The organism is Streptomyces sp. RPT161 (assembly GCF_027533845.1).
Classification (GTDB): domain Bacteria; phylum Actinomycetota; class Actinomycetes; order Streptomycetales; family Streptomycetaceae; genus Streptantibioticus_A; species Streptantibioticus_A silvisoli_A.
This window is the reverse complement of sequence record NZ_JAPZVN010000001.1, coordinates 211,053-231,347: the sequence shown is the minus strand read 5'-3', so window position 1 is coordinate 231,347 and position 20,295 is coordinate 211,053. Positions and strand designations below refer to the sequence as shown.

Sequence of the window (20,295 nt, the reverse complement as noted above, 5' to 3'; positions counted from 1 at the left end):
GGGCGTGACCGGCCTCACGGCGCGGGCGTCTCCAGGGCGTACCCCACCCCGTGGACCGTGCGGATGCGTTCGGCGCCGATCTTTCGGCGCAGTGCCTTGATGTGGCTGTCGACGGTCCGGGTGCCCGACGCGTCCGCCCAGTCCCACACCTCCGCCAGCAGCTGCTCGCGGGAGAGCACGGCGCGCGGCGTCTGCGCCAGGCATGCCAGCAGGTCGAACTCGGTCGGGGTGAGGTGGACGTCGTCCCCGCGCACTCGTACCCGGCGCTGGGCGTGGTCGATGGCCAGGTCGCCGAGCTGCAACGTTCCGCCGCGCGGGCTGCGCGCGGCGGCGGTGGCCCGTTCGACCCGTCTGAGCAGTACGTGCACCCGGGCGGCCAGCTCCCGCATGGAGAACGGCTTGGTCATGTAGTCGTCGGCGCCGACCCCGAGTCCGACCAGCATGTCGGTCTCGTCGTCCCGGGCTGTGAGCATCAGCACCGGCACCGGCCGCTGCGCCTGGACCCGGCGGCAGACCTCTAGGCCGTCGAAGCCGGGCAGCATCACGTCGAGCACCAGGAGGTCGGGCTGCCAGGCGTGGGCGGTGTCCACGGCGGCCGGGCCGTCGCCCGCGGTGTGCACCTGGAAGCCCTCGGCGCGCAGCCGGGCGGCGATCGCGTCGGCGATCGTCGGGTCGTCCTCGACGACCAGCACCCGGCGCTGGGTACCAGGTAGAGGTGTTCCGGCCCCGCCGTTCGCCGTAGTCGTCTGTGTGTTGTCCATCGGGCCCGCCCCCACTTGGTCGCGCTGCTTGGCAAGCAGCGTAAAGGGCGCGGATGGCCTGCGGCTACGCGGGCCGTACCCCGAGGTGGACCACATCCGGGACACCTCGGGCAACCGGGACAGCAATGGTCTGGACCTGTTCGAACCCGGCGGTGCGCAACGCCTCCTCGAAACGCTCCGAGGGCTGCGCGGACCACACCGCGAGCACTCCGCCCGGGGCCAGTCGTGCCCGGCAGTCGGCAAGGCCCGCCGGGGAGTAGAGCGAGTCGTTGGAGTCGGTGACGGTCCAGTCCGGGCCGTTGTCGATGTCCAGGCAGAGCGCGTCATACGTGATGTCCGCCTCACGTAGGTGGGACACCAGGTCGCCTCCGATGACGGTGACCCGTGGATCGTCCAGCGCGTGTGCCGAGAAGCGGTCGAGCGGGCCGCCGCGGTGCCAGTCGATGACCGACCGCTCCCGCTCCACCACCGTGATGGCGCCCCACCGCGGCTCGGCCGCCGCCTCGGCGAGTGAGAAGCCGACGCCGAGGCCGCCGATGAGCACCGACAGTCCCGCGCCGCCCAGCGCCCGCAGCGGCGCCTGGACGAGCAGCCGCTCCGAGCGGCCGTCGGAGGTGTCCATCAGGAAGCAGCCGTTCTCGATGATCTCGTACCGCTCGGTCCCCTCGACGAGTCGCCGGCGCAGTACGACCTCGCCGTACGGACCCTCCCTGCGGTCGATCACGGTCACCGCGCTGGTCGTGTCGTCCATGCCGCCCAGGCTCGCATGAACGGTCGGTCCGTCGCTGATCGCTCACGGCGAACACATCCCTGGGAAGGCCGGGAACAATGCCACGCTCAAAAGCATTGAGTCGATACAGCTCAACTTGATTGCCTAGGGAGAGATCATGGCTGAAGAGACCTCGTCCGCCCCGCTCACCCTGCCCGTGCTGCCGCTGGATGACGCGGTCGTGCTGCCCGGCATGGTCGTGCCGCTCGATCTGAGCGACGCCGAGGTGCGGGCCGCCGTGGAGGCGGCGCAGGCAGTGGAGAGCAACCGGCCCGAGGCGGCCCATGTTCCCGGCATCCGCTCCGGCTCCCTGGCACGCAAGCCGCGTGTCCTGCTGGTGCCTCGGGTGGACGGCCGGTACGCGGCGGTGGGCACCCTCGGCGCGGTCGAGCAGGTCGGACGGCTCGCCGACGGCGACCCGGGCGCGGTCATCCGCGGCCTGCGCCGGGTCCGCATCGGCGCCGGAACCACCGGCCCGGGCGCCGCGCTGTGGGTCGAGGGCACCGAGGTCAGCGAGCCCGAGCCGACCGAGGCACCGGGCGCCGTCGCGGAACTGGTCAGGGAGTACAAGGCGCTGGCCACCAGCTGGCTGCGCAAGCGCGGTGCCTGGCAGGTCGTGGACCGCGTCCAGCAGATCGAGGACGTCTCCCAGCTCGCGGACAACTCCGGCTACTCGCCGTTCCTCACCGGTGAGCAGCGCATCCAGCTGCTGGAGACCGTCGAGCCGGTGGAGCGGCTGCGGCTGGCCATCGGCTGGCTGCGCGACCACCTCGCCGAGCAGGACGTCGCCGAGACCATCCGCAAGGACGTCCAGGAGGGCATGGACAAGCAGCAGCGCGAGTTCCTGCTGCGCCGCCAGCTGGACGCCGTGCGCAAGGAGCTCGCCGAGCTCAACGGCGACCCGGAGAACGAGTCCGACGACTACCGGGCCCGGGTCGAGGGGGCCGACCTGCCGGAGAAGGTCCGCGAGGCCGCGCTGAAGGAGGTCGACAAGCTGGAGCGGTCCTCCGACCAGTCCCCCGAGGGAAGTTGGATCCGCACCTGGCTGGACACCGTCCTGGAACTGCCGTGGAACACCACGACCGAGGACGCCTACGACATCGCCTCCGCACGCGCGGTGCTGGACGCCGACCACGCGGGCCTGGACGACGTCAAGGAGCGGATCACCGAGTACCTGGCGGTGCGCAAGCGGCGCGCCGACCGGGGCCTCGGCGTGGTCGGCGGTCGGCGGGGAGGCGCGGTGCTGGCGCTGGTCGGTCCGCCCGGCGTCGGCAAGACCTCGCTGGGCGAGTCGGTGGCGCGGGCCATGGGCCGGGAGTTCGTCCGCGTCGCACTCGGCGGCGTCCGGGACGAGGCGGAGATCCGCGGCCACCGGCGCACCTACGTCGGCGCGCTGCCCGGGCGGATCGTCCGCGCCATCAAGGAGGCCGGGTCGATGAACCCGGTGGTGCTGCTGGACGAGGTGGACAAGGTCGGCTCCGACTACCGGGGCGACCCGGCCGCCGCGCTGCTCGAAGTGCTCGACCCGGCGCAGAACCACACGTTCCGCGACCATTACCTGGAGGTCGAACTCGACCTGTCCGACGTGGTGTTCCTCGCCACCGCCAACGTGCTCGAAGCCATTCCGCAGCCGCTGCTGGACCGGATGGAGCTGGTCCAACTCGACGGCTACACCGAGGACGAGAAGGTCACCATCGGCCGCGACCACCTGCTGCCGCGGCAGTTGGAGCGCACCGGCCTGGCCGGAGACGAGGTGGCGGTCGAGGACGAGGCGCTGCGCAGGCTCGCGGGCGAGTACACCCGCGAGGCGGGGGTGCGGAACCTGGAACGGGCGATCGCCCGCATCCTGCGCAAGATCGCCGCGCAGCACGAGCTGGGCGAGGCCGAACTCCCGGTCACCGTCGGCCCGGACGACCTGCGGCGGCTGATCGGCCGACCGCACCACGTGCCGGAGTCCGCGCAGGACCCGGACGAGCGGCGCACCGCGGTCCCCGGGGTGGCCACCGGCCTGGCGGTGACCGGCGCGGGCGGCGACGTGCTGTATGTCGAGGCGTCGCTGGCCGATCCGGAGACCGGCGGCACCGGGCTGACGCTCACCGGCCAACTCGGCGACGTGATGAAGGAGTCGGCGCGGATCGCGCTGTCCTTCCTGCGCTCGCACGGTGCGGAACTGGAGCTCCCGGTGGCCGACCTGAAGGACCGCGGTGTCCATCTGCACGTCCCCGCGGGCGCGGTGCCCAAGGACGGGCCGAGCGCGGGTGTGACGATGACCACGGCACTGGCCTCGCTGCTGTCCGGGCGCCGGGTGCGCGAGGACGTGGCGATGACCGGGGAGGTGTCGTTGACCGGGCGGGTGCTGCCGATCGGTGGCGTCAAGCAGAAGCTGCTGGCCGCGCACCGGGCCGGGGTGACCACGGTGATCATCCCGAAGCGGAACGAGGCCGACCTGGACGATGTGCCGAGCGAGGTGCTGGAGAAGCTGGATGTGCACGCGGTCGCGGATGTCCGCCAGGTGCTGAGGCTGGCGCTGGAGCCCGCGGCGGACCGGGCGGTCCCGGTCGCCGCGTAGGTCCCGGACGGTGCGGCCGTCCCGCCCAACGAGGGCGGGGCGGCCGCACGTTCATCCGTTGGCCAGTGCCTGGAGCCGGGTGTACGTGCCGTTGAAGTAGTCCTGGTCCCCGGGCAGTACACCGGTGTCGGCGTACTGCCAGAAGGTCTGGTAGCTCCAACCGGACGGCAGCGCGCCCGGGGTGGAGGTGTAGCGGGCGGTCCACAACGGGTTGCCGGCGGCGAACGCCGTACTGCCACCGGTGCATTCGGACCACCACTGGGCGGTGGTGTAGACGACCGGGTAGCGGCCGGTGCGCGCGTGCACCGTGTCGCTGAAGTCTGCGATCCAGCTGACCATCGCCGATGGGCCCAGGCCGTAGCAGGTCGCGCCGTACGGGTTGTACTCGATGTCGAGCGCGGGCGGCAGCGTCCTGCCGTCGGCCGACCAGCCGCCGCCGTGGCCGACGAAGTAGTCGGCCTGGGCGGCGCCGCTTGAGGTGTCGGGGGTCGCGAAGTGGTACGCGCCACGGATCATGCCCACGCCGTACGAGCCGTTGTACTGCTGGGCGAAGTACGGGTTGGTGTACGTGGTGCTCTCGGTGGCCTTCACATAGGCGAACCGGCCGCCGTTCGAGCGGGCGGCGGCCCAGTCGACATCGCCCTGGTAGCCGCTGACGTCCATGCCGGGGGTCTGTACGACCAGCGGGAAGACGGGGTGGTTGGAGGGGGCGCCGCCCTCGTGGCGGAGTACGGTCGAGCCCATCCAGTCCAGTTGGGGGTGGGTGACGGGGTCGCGGCCCGCGGCCGGGGCGGCCGACGCCGTACCGGGTAACGCGAGCAGGAGCGTGAACAGGGCGGTCAGCGCCGTCAGGACGGCGCGGGATCTGTGGGGGCGGGGGCTCAGGGGGCTGTCGGCAGGGGACATGTTCCCTCCCTGTTATGGCCATGACATGGTGACCGTACGCGCGTAGAACGGCGGGGTGGAAGAGGGCCCGGTCACTGCCGTTGGTCTAATCCTGCGAAATACTGAAGGAGCTGCGGCGATGGCAGGTGCTGAAACGAAATTTCAGCCCTGGGGACGGGCGAGAGGGCGCTGACGTGCGGAATGAGGAGTATCCCGAGGGGGATCGGGACCTGGAGGCGTTGGAGCGGGAGATCACCGTCTTCTACCGGCGCGCCCGCGCCTCGTCCGGTGAGATGGCGCGGGCGGTCCATCCGGAGCTGGAACCCTCGGCGTACGGGTTGCTGGTACGCCTTGAGGAGGCGGGCCCGGAGCGGGCGACCGACCTGGCCGCGTACTTCGGGGTCGGCAAGGCGACGATGAGCCGGCAGCTTCGGGCGCTGGAGCAGTTGGGGCTGGTCAGCAGGGAGCAGGATCCGGCGGACGGCCGGGCGTTCCTCGTCCGGCTCACCGACGAGGGCCGCAGCCGCTTCACACGCGTGCGGGACGCGCGCCGCGCGCGGTACCGGGGGCGGCTGTCCGCGTGGCCGCGGCAGGACGTCACGGAGCTGGCGCGCCTCCTGGAGGCGCTCAACGCGATCAACGCCCCGGAGGACCGCTGCGGGGACGCCTAGCGACAGGCCGCCCGCCTCCACGTCCGCGGGCGCATCCCTGTGGCTTCGCGCTCCGCCCGCCCGGGTTCCGCCCGGGTGCGGCTGGTCCGCTACCGCCGGTCTCCGCCGCGTGGGTCGCGCGCTGTCGCCGTGGGACCGGGCGGCTGGGCGGGCGCCCGTGCCGGCGACCGCGGAGGGGTGTTACAGCTCCGCCAGGACCGCTGTGGCGTCGTCGTGGCGTTTGCTGCGGGGGAAGGCGCTCCTGAGCGGGTCCGCCGACTCGGCGGTGCGGACCCGGGTGATCAGGGACTGGGGACCCTCCTTGCGCAGCAGGGCCAGCAGTTCCGGCCAGTCGCACTCGTGGAAGACCTCCACCAGCCGTGCCGCCCCGTCCGTCAGGGCGGCCACCGCCCGTACCTGGGCGCGGGGCGTCGTGCCGCACACCGCCCGCGCGACCACTGAGGGATCCGCCGCGGCGGTGAAGAAGCCGCCCTCGGCGTTGCGCAACGCCTCCACCGCCCGGGCGTGCTCCACACGGGCGCGCGCCCGCTCGGCGGAGTCGCGCGGTAGCGCGCGTACCGCCGCCCGCAGTGAGGGCACCGGCTCGGGCAGATGGTCCAGACGGTCGTCAAGGACCGCCCGCGTGTTGCCCGTTGTGTCCTCGATGAGCAACACCGAGTCGGAAAGCACCAGATGCTCGACAGCGTCCTGGTTCCACCGGACCGCCACGACGGTTGCCTGGGGTGTGTAGGGGTGAGAAAGGTCACAGCCCTCGCCGTGCTGCCGCGCGGTCCGCGCGATCGCCTCCGCGAGGCACTCCCGCAGTGTCATATCCCGTTGCGAACCGGACAGTTCGAGCAGCGCGCCACCGAGCCGCGCCACGAGCCACGGAACGCCGTGCACACACCCGGTGCCTTCCGGATGCGGCGTGACGCCGTCCAGCAGCACCACCGCCGCGCCCTGACCGGAAGCGGGCAGGGCCACGGCGGCGAAGTCCTCGTTGGGGCGTTTCGGGTCGCCAGGCTCCGTGGCGGTCTCGATGCGCATGCCGCAAGTCTGCCTGAGCGCCCGTTCGAACGGCGCCGAGGCGGGCCGGGTGCGGCCCGCGGCCTCCACGGGGTCGGCGGGCGGTGGCCCGCCGCCAATGCGGGTGGGCATCTTTCCAGGACCGCGCCGCCTTCACCAAACCGCCGTGCGTGAAGAACGGGTGTGGACCGCCGCCCGGAGTTGAAGGTCAACTTCCGGTTGTTGTTCACTCCTTCGGGACGGCACGGCCGAGTCCGGGGGACCGCGTTCCACGCGGCGCGTGAAGATCGCGACAAGCTCTGCCGTAACAACCACAACGCATCGGGGGAAAACGCCGCGGGACGGCCGTACGGTTCGGCCCAGGCGTCGGATGCCCAACTGATTTGGCGTCATTTCGGCTGTGCCCACGGCCGTACCGACGTACGAGACAGGAATGCGAGAACCGGTGCGGACAATGAGGAGAGGGCGCACTCAAGCGCGCACGGAACCCGAGGTCGCGGAGAAGATCAAGGCCGCGCGCCCCGCGCCGCCCAAACGCCGGGTGCGTCAGCGACTGCTCGGCGCCCTGCTGGTCTCGGTCATCGCGGTACTGGCCGCCGGAGCCCCGGGGCTCGTCTCGGCCATCGGCGATCTGTCCCAGTCGCAGCGCCTGCTGCGGCTGACCGAGTTGAACACCTCGGCGATAGCCCTCGCGCACTCGCTCGCCGACGAGCGCGACGACATGACCGCCTACGTGGCCGCCGGACGCAGCACCGCCTCCGGCCGCGGCATCAGCGAGGACGAGCGCGCCCGCGTCGACCGCCAGGCCACCGACGTGACCCAGCAGGCCGCCGCGCTGGACACCGGCGGCTCGGCCGACCTGGCCCGCACCACCCAGACGGTGCGCACCGCGCTGGCGAACCTCGGGCACATTCGCCAGACCGCCCTGTCCGGCCCCGGCGCCCCCAAGGACGCCTTCGACGCCTACAGTCCGCTCATCGACGCCCTCGACGGCGTCAGCGGCGCCCTGGCCCGCGCCCTGCCCGCCCGGGCCTCCGCCGCCGACACCAGCGCCGGACCCGCCCTCGCCCAGGCCGTCGACCAGGCCTCCGCGGAACACGGCCTGCTCGTCGCAGCGCTCACCGCGGGCGGCACCTCCTCGCCCCTGGTGACCCAGGCCCAGCAGGCCCGGCTGGGCGAGCAGTCCGCACTGGCCGACTTCGCCGCCACCGCCACCACCCCCGCCCAGACCCAGTACGCGCAGACCGTCACCGGCACCGATGTGGCCACCGCCGAGACGTATCTGCGGCGGCTGACCGCCAAGTCGTACCTGAGCGAGTCGGACAACCGGCTCAAGACGGCCGACGTGGACTCCGCGCTGTCCGCCCGGGTCGACCGGATGCGGGCCGTCCAGGCCTCACTGGCGGCCGCCGACACCACCCGGCTCACCACGCTGCGCGACGACGACGTGACGGCGCTGGAGCTGCGGGCCACCCTGGTGGGCCTGTGCGCACTGCTGGCACTCGGCATCGGGGTCCGTACCACCCGTTCGGTCACCCGCCCGCTGGCCGCGCTGCGCCGCTACGCCGGTGACCAGCAGCCGCCGGTGCCGACCGGCAGCCGGGACGAGTTCGCCGCCGTCGCGCTGGCCGTGGAACGGCTCGCCGAGGACACCGTGCGGCTGCGCGCCGAGACCGCCGAGCAGGAGAAGGAACGCGTCCGACTGGTCGGCGAACGCCAGAAGGTGGCCGCGGAACGCGATGGACTGCGCCGCCAGCAGGCCGAGCTGCGCGGCCAGGCGGCGGCGCTGATGGCCGAGCGGGACGAACTCCTCGCCCGCGTCGAGTCGTTGCGCGGCGTGCCGCACGCCACCTTCATCAACCTCAGCCTGCGCACCCTCGCGCTGATCGAGCGGCAACTCGCCCTGATCGAGGGCCTTGAGGACCGCGAGCAGGACCCGGACGAGCTGAAGACCCTGTTCCGGCTGGACCACCTGGCCACCCGGATGCGGCGCAACAACGAGAGCCTGCTGGTGCTGGCCGGCGCCGAGACCAGCGGCGGCGCGCTGGCCAAGCCGGTGCCGCTGCTGGACGTGGTGCGCGCCGGTGTCTCCGAGGTGGAGCGCTACGAGCGGGTGCGGATCCCGTTCCTGCCGCGCGCCCAGGTCGCCGGGTTCGCCGCCGACGACACCGCCCACCTGGTCGCCGAACTGCTGGAGAACGCCACCGCGTTCTCCCCACCGCACGCCGATGTCCAGGTCACCGGCTGGCTGTTGGAGAACGGCGAGGCCATGCTGTCGGTCGAGGACGCCGGTATCGGCATCCCGCACGACCGGCTGGACGAGCTGAACCAGTTGCTCGCCGACCCGCACCCGGACGAGTCGCACGCCACCGCCGGGCTCGGCCTGTACGTGGTGGCGCGGCTCGCCGGACGGCACGGGATCCGCGTCCAGCTGCGCGAGCAGAAGCAGGGCGGGGTGACCGCGGTCGTGGTGCTGCCGCGCACCCTCATCGTCCACCCCGCGGAGAGCGTGGCACCGCCGCAGGACCCGTACGCCGCCCCGGTGACCGGCGCCGCCGACCAGGCCCCGGCAACGGCACCGGCCGTCGGCGCCAAGGCCGTTGAGGCCGCGGCCCCGGCGCCGCGCCGCGCCGCGGAGACGGACGAGCACGCCCGTACCCCCGCGGCCGGGGACGGCCCCACCGCCCGGCCCCGGCACGCGCGTACCGAGGAAGCCGCGCAACCGGAGCAACCCGCGCGGAGCGCCCCGGACGACCAGACCGACCCGGAATCCGGTGGGTTGACGGGCAAGGGGCTCCCCAAGCGGGTGCCCAGGGCCAGTGGGCTCACCGGTGAGCCCGCCGACCGCCCGCGCAACGCGCCGGTCGACGCCGACGCCCTGCGGCGGCGGCTCGGCGGCTTCGCACACGGGCTGCGCCAGGGGCGGCGGGACGCCGAGGCCGAGGCGACCGGCACCGTGGAGCCACCACGGCCGCCCGCCGCCCGGCAGCACCAGCAGCTACCCCAGCACCGGCAGTCACAACACGGTGAACCCTCCGAGGAGGCACGCGGGTGAACCAGTCGAAAACCGGATCCAGCACCGGCCCGCTCAGCCACGAGGCGCGCAGCCTCCAGTGGCTGCTGGGCAACCTGGTCGAGGAGGTGCCGGGCGTCCGCTCGGTCGCCGTCATCTCCTCCGACGGACTGCTGCTGTGCTCCTCCGACGCCGAGGGCGAGACCGTCATCGGCGCCGAACAGCCGTGCCGGGGCCCCGGCACGGGCCCGGCCAAGGCCTCCGGCGACCTGGCGACCGTCGTCTCCGGGCTCGCCTCGCTCACCGACGGCGCGGCACGGCTGATGAACGCCGGGACGGTCAAGCAGTCGGTGGTCGCGATGGAGAACGGCTGCCTGTTCGTGATGTCGATCAGCGACGGCTCGCTGCTGGGCGTGCACGCCTCGCCGGAGTGCGACATGAGCGTGGTCGCTTACCACATGGCGCTGTTCGTCGGCCGTGCCGGACATGTCCTCACCCCTGAGCTGCGCAGCGAGCTCAGCAAGGCCCGTGCCGCCGAACCGGCGGGCACCCCGACCGAAAGCGAGCAGTGATGCCCGCGTCCCCGCTACCGGTCCGCGGCGCGGACCGCAAACCCTCCCGGGTCCGCCCGTACGCGCTGACCGGCGGACGGACCCGCTTCGGCCACGTGCTGCTGGTGGAGACGTTCGTCGCCACCATCGACGCGCCGGAGGAGCGGCCCCAGTTGACCTCCGGCGGGATCGCCACCGCGGTGATGCCGGAGCTGCGGGCCATCGTCGAACTGTGCCGCAGGATGCGGTCGGTGGCCGAGATCTCGGCACTGCTGCGCATTCCGCTCGGAGTGGTCCGGGTGCTGCTCAGCGATCTGGCGGACCAGGGGAAGATCCGCGTCTACGGCGCCGGGCAGGGACCGGTACAGCCCAACCGCGCGCTGGTGGAAAGGGTGCTCAGTGGACTTCGCAAGCTCTGAGACGGCCGCGCCGTATCCGATGCCGGAAGCGGAAGAAGGCATACAGGACTGGCAGAAGGACACCAGCCGGGCACCCGCGAGCGCCAAGATCGTCGTCGCGGGCGGCTTCGGCGTGGGCAAGACCACCTTCGTGTCCTCCGTCTCCGAGATCACCCCGCTCACCACCGAGGCCCTGATGACCAGGGCCAGTGAGGACGTCGACGACCTGGCGGCCACACCGGAGAAGACCACGACCACGGTCGCCATGGACTTCGGCCGGATCACCCTCGACCAGGAACTGGTGCTCTACCTGTTCGGCACCCCGGGCCAGCAGCGCTTCTGGTTCATGTGGGACGACCTGGCCCGCGGCGCCATCGGCGGCATCGTGCTGGCCGACACCCGGCGGCTGGCCGACTGCTTCCCCGCCCTCGACTACTTCGAGACCTGCGGACTTCCGTTCGTGGTCGCGGTGAACCACTTCGAGGGGTCGCCCGAGTACGACGCGGAGGACGTTCGCGACGCGCTGTCCGTACCGGCGCGGATACCCGTGGTCGTCTGTGACGCGCGGGAGCGCGAGTCGGTGGTCGAGGCGCTGGTCGCGCTGTGCGGGCACGCGTTGACAGTGCTGCCGGAGTAGTTGATATTCGGGGGCTCGCCCCCGGACCCCCCTATGTGCGAGGAATTCGCGATGCGCAAGATACTCATCGTCGGAGCCGGACAGTCCGGTCTGCAACTGGCCCTCGGCCTGCAGTCCCGCGGTTACGAGGTCACGTTGATGACCAACCGCACCGCGGACGAGATCCGCGCCGGCAAGGTCATGTCCACCCAGTGCATGTTCACCACCGCCCTCCAGCACGAGCGGGACCTGGAGTTGAACTTCTGGGAGAGCCAGGCCCCGCGCATCGAGGGGCTCGGCGTCTCCGTCGCCGGTCCGGACGGCTCGCGTCCGATCGACTGGGTCGGGCGGCTCGAAGGCTACGCCCAGTCCGTCGACCAGCGGGTGAAGATGGCCGGTTGGATGGAGGCGTTCGCCCAGCGCGGCGGTCAGCTCGTGATCCACGGTGCCGCGGTCTCCGACCTCGACTACTTCGCGCGGCGCTACGACCTGGTGCTGGTGGCCGCGGGCAAGGGCGAGCTGGTGTCGATGTTCGGCCGGGACGCGGCCCGCTCCCCGTACGACGCACCGCAGCGCGCGCTGGCCGTCGCCTATGTGAACGGTCTCGGTCCGCGCCCGGAGCACCCGGACTACCACGCGGTGCGGTGCAACCTGGTGCCGGGCGTGGGCGAGATGTTCATCATGCCGACGCTGACCACCTCGGGGCCGGCCGACATCCTGTTCTGGGAGGGCATCCCCGGCGGCCCGCTGGACGTCTTCGAGGGCGTCAAGGACCCGAGTGAACACCTGCGGCTCACCCTGGAGTTGATGGAGCGCTTCCTGCCCTGGGAGTACGACCGGGCGCGCGACGTCGAACTCACCGACGCCAACGGCACGCTGGCCGGGCGCTACGCACCCACGGTGCGCAACCCGATCGGCGAACTCCCCTCCGGCGGGCTCGTGCTGGGCGTGGCCGACGTCGTCGTGGCCAACGACCCGATCACCGGCCAGGGTTCGAACAACGCCGCCAAGTGCGCGGCCTCGTACCTGGACAGCATCGTCGCGCACGGTGACAAGCCGTTCGACCGCGACTGGATGCAGGCCGCCTTCGACCGCTACTGGGAGTACGCCCAGCACGTCACCAAGTGGACCAACGCGATGCTGGCCCCGCCGCCCGAGCACGTGCTGAACCTGATCGGGGCGGCGGGCCAACTCCCGCCGGTGGCCAACCGCTTCGCCAACGGCTTCGACAACCCCGCCGACTTCGAGAACTGGTTCTTCGAACCGGACCTGGCCCAGGCGTACCTCGCCAGCGTGGGGGCCTAGCCCCGAGGGGCGTTGGGCGCGAAGCCGCCCAACACAGTTGTCCGGCCGGACGCTAAGCGTCCGGCCGGACCGCCCCGAGGATCGGATTGGCCGCCATGGGCGTCAACCTGACCACCCCACCCGGCCGAGGGGCCTGGATCACCCTGCCCTTGCCCACGTACAACGCCACATGGGTGGCGTGCGAGAAGTAGACGATCAGGTCTCCCGGCCGCAGCGCGCCCAGCGCCACATGGCGCAACCGCGCCCACTGCTCCTGGCTGGTGCGCGGAATCGGCCGTCCGGCGTGCGCCCACGCCTGCGAGGTGAGCCCGGAGCAGTCGAACGCGTTCGGCCCCTGCGCGCCCCACACATACGGCTTGCCCAACTGCGCGTACGCGTAAGAGATGGCCCGCCGCCCGAGCGCGGAGGCCGACAGGTTGTCGGCGCCGAGCGCACCGGAGGCGAGCAGCGCCTGCTGCGCCTGGTCGATGCCCTGCTCCTCCAACTGCCGCAACTGGTCGAGCTGGGTGCCGGTCAGCGAGGAGATCAGCTTCTCCACATCACCCAGCCTGGCCTTGACGTCGTCGCGCTCCCTGCGCTGCTGGTCGGCGAGTCGGTGCACCGAGTCGAGCGAGGCGCGCGCCTTGGCGGTCAGGTCGCCCAGCTTGTGCTCCGCGTCCTGCAGCCGGCCCACCAACGCCGCCTGGCTGCCCAGCGCCTGGCTGAGCACGTGCGCCTGGTTGAGCGCCGTCGCCGGGTCGTCGGTGAGCAGCAGCCGCAGGTACGGGGAGACACCACCGTTCTGGTACTGCCTGCGGGCGAGCGCGCCCGCGGTGTCCCGCCCCGCCTGGACCGCCGAACGCTGCTGCACGAGCTGTTCGTTCAACGTGTCGACCGTCGCGCGCTCCTTGTCGAGCCGCTCCTGGGTGCCGTTGTATGTCTCCGTGGCCTGCTCCGCCTGCTGGTAGAGGGTTTGCAGGCGGGTCAACAGATCGGTGAGCGAGGGGGACTGGGCGGGATTGCGTGACGGGTCGTCGGGTGGCGGAGCGGCGGTCGCGGGCACGGCGGGCAGCGCGAGCGCGGCGGAGAAGGCTATCCCTGCACAGAACAGCGCGGATCGCGCCCACCTGCTGGGCCGGTGGACCACGGACATCCCATCACCTCCGGTGTGACCGAATCACCTTTCGTCGGGCGCGTCCGATCCTGTCATGACTCGTCATACCTTCGTCAGAGAAAGCGGAATTCGTACGTGCGAATCCGGCGTGAGTCATCACCCATCGGTTTGATTCCGGGTCGCACGCGCGGTGGATGCGTCGACGGAGGGTCAGTCCATGGGCAGCGCTTGCAGGATAACCCCGTTGCGTACGAACAACCGCTCGTCCAGGAAGGCGATCCGGGTCCGGCCGGAGCCGGTCCGCGTCGACCGGTAACTCCAGGCGGCCCGGCGGCCGTTGAGGTCGAACGCGCTGATCCAGACCTGGTCGTCACCGGTGGCCGCGTACACCCGGTCGCGGTAGACGACCGGCGCGTCGGCGGTCAGCGGCGGCACGGGCGCCGCGCAACTCCACAGCCGCCGCCCGGAGTCGGCGTCGAGCGCCAGCAACCCGGCGCTCCGCTCGGTGGCGTACACGACACCGCCCAGCACGGCCGTATCGCCGTACCCGGCGCTGCGCGAAGTGTCGGCGGTGCGCCACGCGATCCGTCCGGCGCCCAGGTCGACGGCCGCGATCCCGCAGCCGGTCGAGACGTACGCCCGGGTGCCGTCGGCGGCCGGACGGCCGTCCCGCTGGCCGCCCAGCCGGGTCCGGGCCAACTGGCGGCCGTCGCGGGTGTCGTACGCGGTGAGGTAACCGCCGTCGACCACGAGGAGCCGGGCCCGGTCGACGGTCGCCTGGGGGGTGGCGGTGCGGTCGGCGCGGGGAAGTCGGGTGCGCCAGCGCTGCTCACGGTTGGCCAGGTCGTAGGCGAACAGGCAGACGGTGTCGCGCCGGGCCGCCGCCACGTAGCAGGTCTCGGTGTCCGAGGCGAGGACTCCACCGCCGATGGGCGCGAACCCCGATGGGAGCGGCAGTGCCCAACGGCGGTGCCCGCGCGTCGAGTCGAGTGCGGCCAGGGTCGATGGCCCGGTGTCCCGGGCCTGTCCGGCGACCAGCCCGTCCCCGGTGAGCTGGGCCTCGGCCGCCGGGCGGAACGCGGCCGTGCGCCAGCGGCGTTGGCCGCTCGCGCAGTCGACCCCGGTCAGCGACCCGTCGGTGCCCGCCAGCACCACGGTGCGCTGGTCCACCGGCAGCGGCGGGGCGTCACCGGGCGGCCCCTTGGCGTAGGTCCACAGCGGGCGCGGCGCGACACCGGGCGGCCGGGTCTCGGTCGGCGTGACGGGCAGCGGACTTGACGGGTTGGCACCGGCTCCGGCGGCCGTCGGCGGCCGTCCGCGCACCAGCGCCGCCGCGATCCCGGCCAGCGCGGCGCCCACCACCGAGCCCGCCGCCGCGAGCACCGTCGCCCGGCGGGACGGTCCGCCGGGCCCCTCGGCGATCCGCGCGGGGTCCGGGCCCCGGTGCGGCTCCGCGGCCAACAGGCGGGCGACGAGCGGACGTACCTCGGGCGGTACGGCGGACAGGTCGGGTGGATCGATGTCGCCGGTAGCGGCGTAGAGCAGTGTCGCGCCGAGCGCCCGCACGTCGTCCGCCGGACCGTCGGTGACGTCGGTGACCGTGACTATCGGCCCGGACTCGGCCAGCGTGACGCCGCCGGGGGTCAGCCGTGGGCGCGGGGCCCCGGCGCGGCGGGCCGCGTCCAGCGTCCGGGCGAGCGGTGCCGCCAGCGCGCGTACGGCGGCGCCGGACAGCGGGCCGTGCTCGGCGACCGTGTCGGTCAGCCGCGGCCCGGGAAGGTGCTCGGTGGCCAGCCACGGGCGGTCGCCGGACTCCTCGGCGGCCAGCACCTCGGCCGCGTACCGGCCGCCGATCGCGCGGGCCGCGCGTACCACCGGGCCGAACCGGTCGCGCGGGCCGTCACCGCGCGCCAGCAGGAGCGTCGCGGTGCGACCGTCCCCGGCGCGGGCCAGATAGCCGGTCGCCGGGGAGCGCGGATCGTCGTCGCCCAGTCTGCCGAGCAGCTCGAAGCCGCCGACGCGCGCGGGATCGTCGGCGGTGAGCGGCTGGAGGCGCGCCGGGTCCATCGGCTCCTCCCCACGGGTCGCACTCGGGCGGTCACTTCCGAGACCAGCCGCCGGCCGGCGCGCCGGAGCAGGTCAAGGGGCGGGCGGCGTGCCGGTCCCGGCGGACCGCCAGGCGTGGGAGGCGGACCGGCCGCGCGCCCGCTCGCAGCACGCAGCCAATCGGCCCCGGCCAGCCCTGTCAACGGTCTGGACGGATACCGGAGCTACCGGCCGGTTTCACCACGGGGGCGCGCGATACGGCGGATTTCACGCGCCGTTGTCACGCTTTGCTCCATGGCCACTTCAGCCGCTGCCGGGCGCGCCCTTCGGGGTCGAACTCGTACCGCCAGCGGGTCCTTCGCGGTCTGCCCGCGGGGGCCAGCCGGTACACCAGCACGGTCTCCGGCGCGCCGTCCGTACCGGGCACCGGCACCCGGTACACCTTCGGCGGCCTGCCGGTGAGGCCGACCAGCACCGGCATGACCCGTCCGTCCAGCGGACCGCCGCTGAACTCGCTCTCGTCGCTTCGCACGCCTTCAGCATCGCACCGGCTCACTCGCGCGGCTGTGCGGGAAGGGGCGGGTCGCGTTCGCCGCGGCCGACAGGCCGCTGACGTGTGCTTCGCGGCTGTCGCCCACCCGTCGCCCGGCACCGCCCTCAGCGGACGCTTCGCGGCTGCCCTTCCACGGCGGCCAGGAACCCGGACAGCACCTCGCCGGACTGCGGGTCGCCCGCGGCCGTCGCGTTGAGCACCGCGACGAAGTGGTCGATCAGCCAGTCGCGCAACTGGGCGGCGGGCGGCTGCCGCCCCTCGTCCAGCCAGATCAACGAGACCGTCTCCACCGCGGCGATCCACGACCGTACGGCCATCCGCAGCATCAACCCCGGCGCCGGTACGCCGAGATGGACGAAGACCTGCTCCGCCGCGGCGCGCCGCACCTCGTCGATGATCGCGGTGGTGCGGCTGGTCTCGGTGACGCAGCCGCCGCGCACCAGCGCGGAGAACCCGGCGTCGTGCTCGGCGACGAACGCCAGATAGCGGTCCAGGGCGTTGCGCAGCCGCTGCGTGGGAGTGCCCGCCGGCGGTTCGGTGAAGCAGGCGGTCAGCTGCTCGGCGGCGCTGCGCAGCGCCGCCTCGTAGATCTGCTGCCGGCCGCCGGGGAAGTACCGGTAGACCAGGGGGCGCGAGGCGCCCGCGGCGGAGGCGATGTCGTCTATGGACACCTGCTCGGGCGGCCGATGGCTGAACAGGTCCAGTGCCGCGACGAGCAGTTGCCGCCGCCGTTCCGCGACCGGCAGCCGCCGGTAGGCCCCGCTTTCGCCCATATGCGCAGCCTAGCCGGGGGGGTGGCCCCGGCCCGGGGGCAGGGGCTCACCCCAGCAGGCCGGAGCTGACCCAGAGCCTGCGGCCGGGGCCGCGCAGCACTCCGATCTCGTCCAGGAAGTCGGTGAGCCGTCCCGCCGAGCGGCGCATCACCTCGCGCCGGTGCGGACTGCTGCGCGCCTGCTCCAGCGCGTAGCCCGGGTTGAGGCCCACCGCCTCGTACACCATGGGGCTGATCAGCGACATGGCGACCACCCGCGCGGTCTCGCCGGACATCAGCCGGGTCAGCCCGGCCTCCCAGCGTGGCGCGCCGGCCATCTGGCGGCGCAACTCCTCGCGTGCGTACCGCACATGGCGGGCCTCCTCCACCACGTGGATCCGGGTCACCCCGCGCACCAGCGGCTGGACCCTCTCGTCGGGGAAGGTCTGGCGCTGCATCCAGTCCAGGATCTCCTCCACCAGCAGCGTCGCGGTGAACGATCCGGGCGTGGTGGACACCGTCTTCATCAGCCTGGCCAGATTGTGGTGCAGCCTGCTCGGCCGGTACACCGGCGTGCCGTACTTCTTCACCAGCCGGGCGAACATCATCGAATGGCGGCATTCGTCGGCGGTTTCGGTGAGCGCGTACCGCACATGGCGGCTGGTGGGGTCGATGTCGTATATGTGCCGCATCAGCAGCTGCATCAAGATGACCTCGAACCAGATTCCCACACAGGCCAGCGAGGCCGATTCGTGCTTGCTCAACTCGATCCGCTGCTCATCGGACATGTGCCGCCAAAGCGGCGTGTCGTAGAGCGAGCACAGCTCGGGCGGCCAGAACCACATCCCGTCCTCGAACGGGGCGTCCCAGTCCAACTCCCGGTCCGGGTCGAAGGAGTGCCTGGCGGACGCGTCCAGCAGTCGCTCGGCCACCTGCTCGCGCTCCTTGAGCAGCCCGATCCCGTCCTGTCGGCCGTTGGTCGTTCCCTGTGTCACGGTCATCTTGCTGCCACCTCAGGCAAGTTGGGCTCGGGAGTTACCGGCGGTCACTCCCTTATGAGACGTGTTGTCAGCAAGGCCGTCAATACCTCCGGTCGAAGTTGTTGACCCTCCGGTAACCAGCGTGTGACGCTGCCCGCAGAGCCGTCCCGCAGTACGACCCGTCCCGCGAGGGGGAGGAGACGCCCGGTGTCCACTCATGAGCTGTACGCCCAGCGCCCTGGTCAGTCCGGTGCCGCCGCCATGGACTGGTCCGTCCAGTCCACCGGGCAGGCCCGCTTCACCTGGGAGTACGACGACGGGCGGGACCGTCTGCTGGCGCTCTACCAGAAGGGCAAGGACAAGCAGTGGGACGGTGCCAAGCGCATCGACTGGGACCTTGAGGTCGACCCGTACGACCCGCTGGGCGTGCCGGACCAGAACATGACGCTCTACGCGACCCCGTACTGGGACAAGATGAGCGAGCGCGACCGGCGGGATCTGCGCCGCCACTACGCCTCCTGGCAGTTCAGCCAGTTCCTGCACGGCGAGCAGGGCGCGATGGTCTGCGCGGCCCGCATCGTGGAATCCGCCCCTGATCTCGACGCCAAGTTCTACTCCGCGACCCAGACCATGGACGAGGCCCGGCACGCCGAGATCTACGCCCGGTTCCTGCACGAGAAGATCGGAATGCTGTATCCGATCAACGACGACCTGCAGGCCCTGCTCGGCGACACACTGCGCGACTCGCGCTGGGACATGCCGTACCTGGGAATGCAGGTCCTCATCGAAGGACTGGCGCTGGCCGCCTTCGGAATGCTGCGCGACACCACGGACAAACCGCTGCCCAAGCAGATCCTCGCCTACGTCATGCAGGACGAGGCGCGCCATGTCGCCTTCGGCAGAATGGCGTTGCGTGACTACTACAAGCAGCTCACCGACGCGGAACTGCGCGAGCGCGAGGAATTCGTCATCGAGGGCTGCTACTTGATGCGCGACCGGCTGCGCGGCGCCGAGGTCCTGGAGAACTTCGGCATTCCGGCCAAGGAGGCCATTGAGCTCAGTGAACGCTCCGAATACCTGGCGCTGTTCCGCAGCTTGCTGTTCAGCCGCATCGTCCCGTGCGTCAAGGACATCGGCCTGTGGGGCGAACGGCTGCAACGCGCCTATGTGGACATGGGCGTCTTCGAGATGGGCGACTCCAACCTGGACCTGCTGATGGCCCAGGACGAGGAGATCGCCGAACGGCTCGACGCGGAACGCTTCGCCGCCGAGGAGGCGGCCCGCACCGAGGAGATCGCCCAGGCGATCCGCGAGGGCGCCCAGCCGTCGTAGGGGCCGCCGGGGCTCAGAGTTTGACCCGCACCTCGTCGCGGATCGTGTTCACCTCGTCGGCGAACGCGTTCAGGTCGACGGAGTCGGGGCTGACCGTCAGGTTGACCCCGGTCAGCTTCATCACCGCCGCGACGGTGCCGGAGTCGCCCCACACGCACACCGGCGCCGGCAGTGTCCGCACGCCCACCCGCGTGTTCAGCACCTCGCAGGACAGCGACTCGGCCGAGCCGGTCGGGGTGATGACCTTCGACGGGACGGCGACGCTGGTGTTGGCGCCGTGCTCCATGCCCTGGAGGAAGTGCTGCCGCGCCGTGCCGGGGTCGTCGATCGTGCCGTAGAAACCGGTGACGACCACCCCGTCGACGGTGCCCCCCGACCCCGCCCGGTACGTGCCGCCGGAGCCGTGCAGATCGTGGGCGCCGTAACCGTCCCGGACCGGCATGCCGCTGTCCAGCCTCTGCGAAAGGTCCTGCTGCAACGCGTACTTGCCGTTCTCCAGCGACGGCGGCACCGACAGCCGGTACTCCGCCCGCGTCCCCGCGCCGCCACCGCTCAGCGCGAACAGCAGCCCGGCGCCGCCCACCGCGAGGAACGCGATGGCGCCGACCACGACGGCGATGACCCTGCCGGCGTTCCGCTGCGGCGGCAACGGCGGCGGTACCGCCCAACCGGCCTGCGGCGGCTGGGCGTACGGCCCGAAGTAGCCCTGCGGATACGACTGCTGGTACGGGTGCTGGACGTACGGCTGCTGCTGCCCGTACGGCGACTGCGGCGGTGGTGTGCTCACGGTGACAGGTCCCCCCTGCGGTGAATGACGAGCGAACGCCCGGCCGCATCCTCTCGTACCGCGCAGGTGGCCTGATCAGGCCCCCCGGGCCTGGCGGAGGTCTGCCTGGCGGGCTGCCGTGCGCGGGGTGAGACTGGGAGTCGTACGCGCGCACGACGTACCTCAGTGCGGTTCGCCGCGCCTTCCGCCGCAGGGCCGAAGGAGATGACG

Annotated in this window: 18 protein-coding genes; 8 read left to right on the top strand and 10 right to left on the bottom strand. The window is 72.2% G+C overall.

Annotation, left to right across the window (positions count from 1 at the left end; all coding sequences use genetic code 11):
- Positions 1-14 precede the first annotated feature (14 nt).
- Both O5O46_RS00960 and O5O46_RS00955 read right to left on the bottom strand, forming a co-directional pair.
- On the bottom strand, positions 15-761 hold the full coding sequence (locus O5O46_RS00960; RefSeq protein WP_269853235.1) for a response regulator transcription factor: 747 nt from the start codon (positions 759-761) through the stop codon (positions 15-17).
- Positions 762-825: 64 nt separating this feature from the next.
- The gene (locus tag O5O46_RS00955) at positions 826-1,512 is read right to left on the bottom strand and encodes a spermidine synthase (RefSeq protein ID WP_269853234.1); all 687 of its coding nucleotides are present in this window, start codon (positions 1,510-1,512) and stop codon (positions 826-828) included.
- A 136-nt stretch (positions 1,513-1,648) separates the two neighbouring features.
- On the opposite strand from O5O46_RS00955, the gene lon reads away from it, so the two are divergent.
- Complete coding sequence (gene lon / locus O5O46_RS00950; RefSeq protein ID WP_269853233.1) at positions 1,649-4,099, top strand: endopeptidase La; 2,451 nt, start codon at positions 1,649-1,651, stop codon at positions 4,097-4,099.
- Positions 4,100-4,150: 51 nt separating this feature from the next.
- Here the strand turns inward: lon and O5O46_RS00945 are convergent, their stop codons facing one another.
- Positions 4,151-5,005 carry a lysozyme gene (locus O5O46_RS00945; protein ID WP_269853232.1) on the bottom strand — a complete coding sequence of 285 codons (855 nt, stop codon included), beginning with the start codon at positions 5,003-5,005 and terminating at the stop codon, positions 4,151-4,153.
- Between the two features lie 173 nt (positions 5,006-5,178).
- On the opposite strand from O5O46_RS00945, the gene O5O46_RS00940 reads away from it, so the two are divergent.
- Positions 5,179-5,655, top strand: coding sequence for a MarR family winged helix-turn-helix transcriptional regulator (locus tag O5O46_RS00940; protein WP_269853231.1), 477 nt, complete (start codon positions 5,179-5,181; stop codon positions 5,653-5,655).
- A gap of 180 nt (positions 5,656-5,835) precedes the next feature.
- Here O5O46_RS00940 and O5O46_RS00935 read toward each other — a convergent pair whose 3' ends face one another.
- Positions 5,836-6,681: a protein phosphatase 2C domain-containing protein gene (locus tag O5O46_RS00935; RefSeq protein ID WP_269853880.1), complete on the bottom strand. Its 846-nt coding sequence runs from the start codon at positions 6,679-6,681 to the stop codon at positions 5,836-5,838.
- A 433-nt stretch (positions 6,682-7,114) separates the two neighbouring features.
- Here O5O46_RS00935 and O5O46_RS00930 point away from each other — a divergent pair, with 433 nt between their 5' ends.
- From O5O46_RS00930 to O5O46_RS00910, 5 genes are read left to right on the top strand one after another with little or no spacing between them, the layout of a single operon-like run.
- On the top strand, positions 7,115-9,715 hold the full coding sequence (locus O5O46_RS00930) for a sensor histidine kinase (RefSeq protein ID WP_269853230.1): 2,601 nt from the start codon (positions 7,115-7,117) through the stop codon (positions 9,713-9,715).
- Complete coding sequence (locus O5O46_RS00925) at positions 9,712-10,245, top strand: roadblock/LC7 domain-containing protein (RefSeq protein WP_269853229.1); 534 nt, start codon at positions 9,712-9,714, stop codon at positions 10,243-10,245. The genes O5O46_RS00930 and O5O46_RS00925 overlap by 4 nt, the downstream gene beginning before the upstream one ends.
- Positions 10,245-10,643, top strand: a complete 399-nt coding sequence (locus O5O46_RS00920) for a DUF742 domain-containing protein (protein WP_269853228.1) — start codon at positions 10,245-10,247, stop codon at positions 10,641-10,643. Before O5O46_RS00925 ends, O5O46_RS00920 begins: the two co-directional genes overlap by 1 nt.
- Positions 10,644-10,662: 19 nt before the next feature.
- The gene (locus tag O5O46_RS00915; RefSeq protein WP_269853879.1) at positions 10,663-11,259 is read left to right on the top strand and encodes a GTP-binding protein; all 597 of its coding nucleotides are present in this window, start codon (positions 10,663-10,665) and stop codon (positions 11,257-11,259) included.
- 51 nt (positions 11,260-11,310) lie between these two features.
- The gene (locus O5O46_RS00910; RefSeq protein ID WP_269853227.1) at positions 11,311-12,543 is read left to right on the top strand and encodes a styrene monooxygenase/indole monooxygenase family protein; all 1,233 of its coding nucleotides are present in this window, start codon (positions 11,311-11,313) and stop codon (positions 12,541-12,543) included.
- A gap of 52 nt (positions 12,544-12,595) precedes the next feature.
- Here O5O46_RS00910 and O5O46_RS00905 read toward each other — a convergent pair whose 3' ends face one another.
- The 5 genes from O5O46_RS00905 to O5O46_RS00885 all read right to left on the bottom strand — a co-directional run bounded on the left by O5O46_RS00905 (position 12,596) and on the right by O5O46_RS00885 (position 17,987).
- Positions 12,596-13,675 (bottom strand): C40 family peptidase, encoded by a 1,080-nt coding sequence (locus O5O46_RS00905; RefSeq protein WP_269853226.1) that lies wholly within the window; start codon positions 13,673-13,675, stop codon positions 12,596-12,598.
- A 171-nt stretch (positions 13,676-13,846) separates the two neighbouring features.
- Positions 13,847-15,703 carry an outer membrane protein assembly factor BamB family protein gene (locus O5O46_RS00900; protein WP_269853225.1) on the bottom strand — a complete coding sequence of 619 codons (1,857 nt, stop codon included), beginning with the start codon at positions 15,701-15,703 and terminating at the stop codon, positions 13,847-13,849.
- 259 nt (positions 15,704-15,962) lie between these two features.
- Complete coding sequence (locus O5O46_RS00895) at positions 15,963-16,214, bottom strand: hypothetical protein (protein ID WP_269853224.1); 252 nt, start codon at positions 16,212-16,214, stop codon at positions 15,963-15,965.
- A 125-nt stretch (positions 16,215-16,339) separates the two neighbouring features.
- Positions 16,340-17,008 carry a TetR/AcrR family transcriptional regulator gene (locus tag O5O46_RS00890; protein WP_269853223.1) on the bottom strand — a complete coding sequence of 223 codons (669 nt, stop codon included), beginning with the start codon at positions 17,006-17,008 and terminating at the stop codon, positions 16,340-16,342.
- A 46-nt stretch (positions 17,009-17,054) separates the two neighbouring features.
- Positions 17,055-17,987, bottom strand: coding sequence for an AurF N-oxygenase family protein (locus tag O5O46_RS00885; RefSeq protein WP_269853222.1), 933 nt, complete (start codon positions 17,985-17,987; stop codon positions 17,055-17,057).
- A 186-nt stretch (positions 17,988-18,173) separates the two neighbouring features.
- Between O5O46_RS00885 and O5O46_RS00880 the strand changes: the two genes are divergently transcribed.
- The gene (locus tag O5O46_RS00880) at positions 18,174-19,298 is read left to right on the top strand and encodes a ferritin-like domain-containing protein (RefSeq protein WP_391858222.1); all 1,125 of its coding nucleotides are present in this window, start codon (positions 18,174-18,176) and stop codon (positions 19,296-19,298) included.
- Positions 19,299-19,311: 13 nt separating this feature from the next.
- Here O5O46_RS00880 and O5O46_RS00875 read toward each other — a convergent pair whose 3' ends face one another.
- Positions 19,312-20,085, bottom strand: a complete 774-nt coding sequence (locus O5O46_RS00875) for a DUF3824 domain-containing protein (RefSeq protein WP_269853221.1) — start codon at positions 20,083-20,085, stop codon at positions 19,312-19,314.
- Positions 20,086-20,295: the final 210 nt, after the last annotated feature.

Bases quoted from the DNA above. Each gene is read 5' to 3' on its own strand.
- O5O46_RS00945 (WP_269853232.1), bottom strand. From the start codon at position 5,005: ATGTCCCCTGCCGACAGCCCCCTGAGCCCCCGCCCCCACAGATCCCGC.
- lon (WP_269853233.1), top strand. From the start codon at position 1,649: ATGGCTGAAGAGACCTCGTCCGCCCCGCTCACCCTGCCCGTGCTGCCG.
- O5O46_RS00935 (WP_269853880.1), bottom strand. From the start codon at position 6,681: ATGCGCATCGAGACCGCCACGGAGCCTGGCGACCCGAAACGCCCCAAC.
- O5O46_RS00915 (WP_269853879.1), top strand. From the start codon at position 10,663: ATGCCGGAAGCGGAAGAAGGCATACAGGACTGGCAGAAGGACACCAGC.
- O5O46_RS00905 (WP_269853226.1), bottom strand. From the start codon at position 13,675: ATGTCCGTGGTCCACCGGCCCAGCAGGTGGGCGCGATCCGCGCTGTTC.
- O5O46_RS00890 (WP_269853223.1), bottom strand. From the start codon at position 17,008: ATGGGCGAAAGCGGGGCCTACCGGCGGCTGCCGGTCGCGGAACGGCGG.
- O5O46_RS00955 (WP_269853234.1), bottom strand. From the start codon at position 1,512: ATGGACGACACGACCAGCGCGGTGACCGTGATCGACCGCAGGGAGGGT.
- O5O46_RS00910 (WP_269853227.1), top strand. From the start codon at position 11,311: ATGCGCAAGATACTCATCGTCGGAGCCGGACAGTCCGGTCTGCAACTG.
- O5O46_RS00920 (WP_269853228.1), top strand. From the start codon at position 10,245: ATGCCCGCGTCCCCGCTACCGGTCCGCGGCGCGGACCGCAAACCCTCC.
- O5O46_RS00885 (WP_269853222.1), bottom strand. From the start codon at position 17,987: ATGACCGTGACACAGGGAACGACCAACGGCCGACAGGACGGGATCGGG.
- O5O46_RS00960 (WP_269853235.1), bottom strand. From the start codon at position 761: ATGGACAACACACAGACGACTACGGCGAACGGCGGGGCCGGAACACCT.
- O5O46_RS00900 (WP_269853225.1), bottom strand. From the start codon at position 15,703: ATGGACCCGGCGCGCCTCCAGCCGCTCACCGCCGACGATCCCGCGCGC.
- O5O46_RS00930 (WP_269853230.1), top strand. From the start codon at position 7,115: ATGAGGAGAGGGCGCACTCAAGCGCGCACGGAACCCGAGGTCGCGGAG.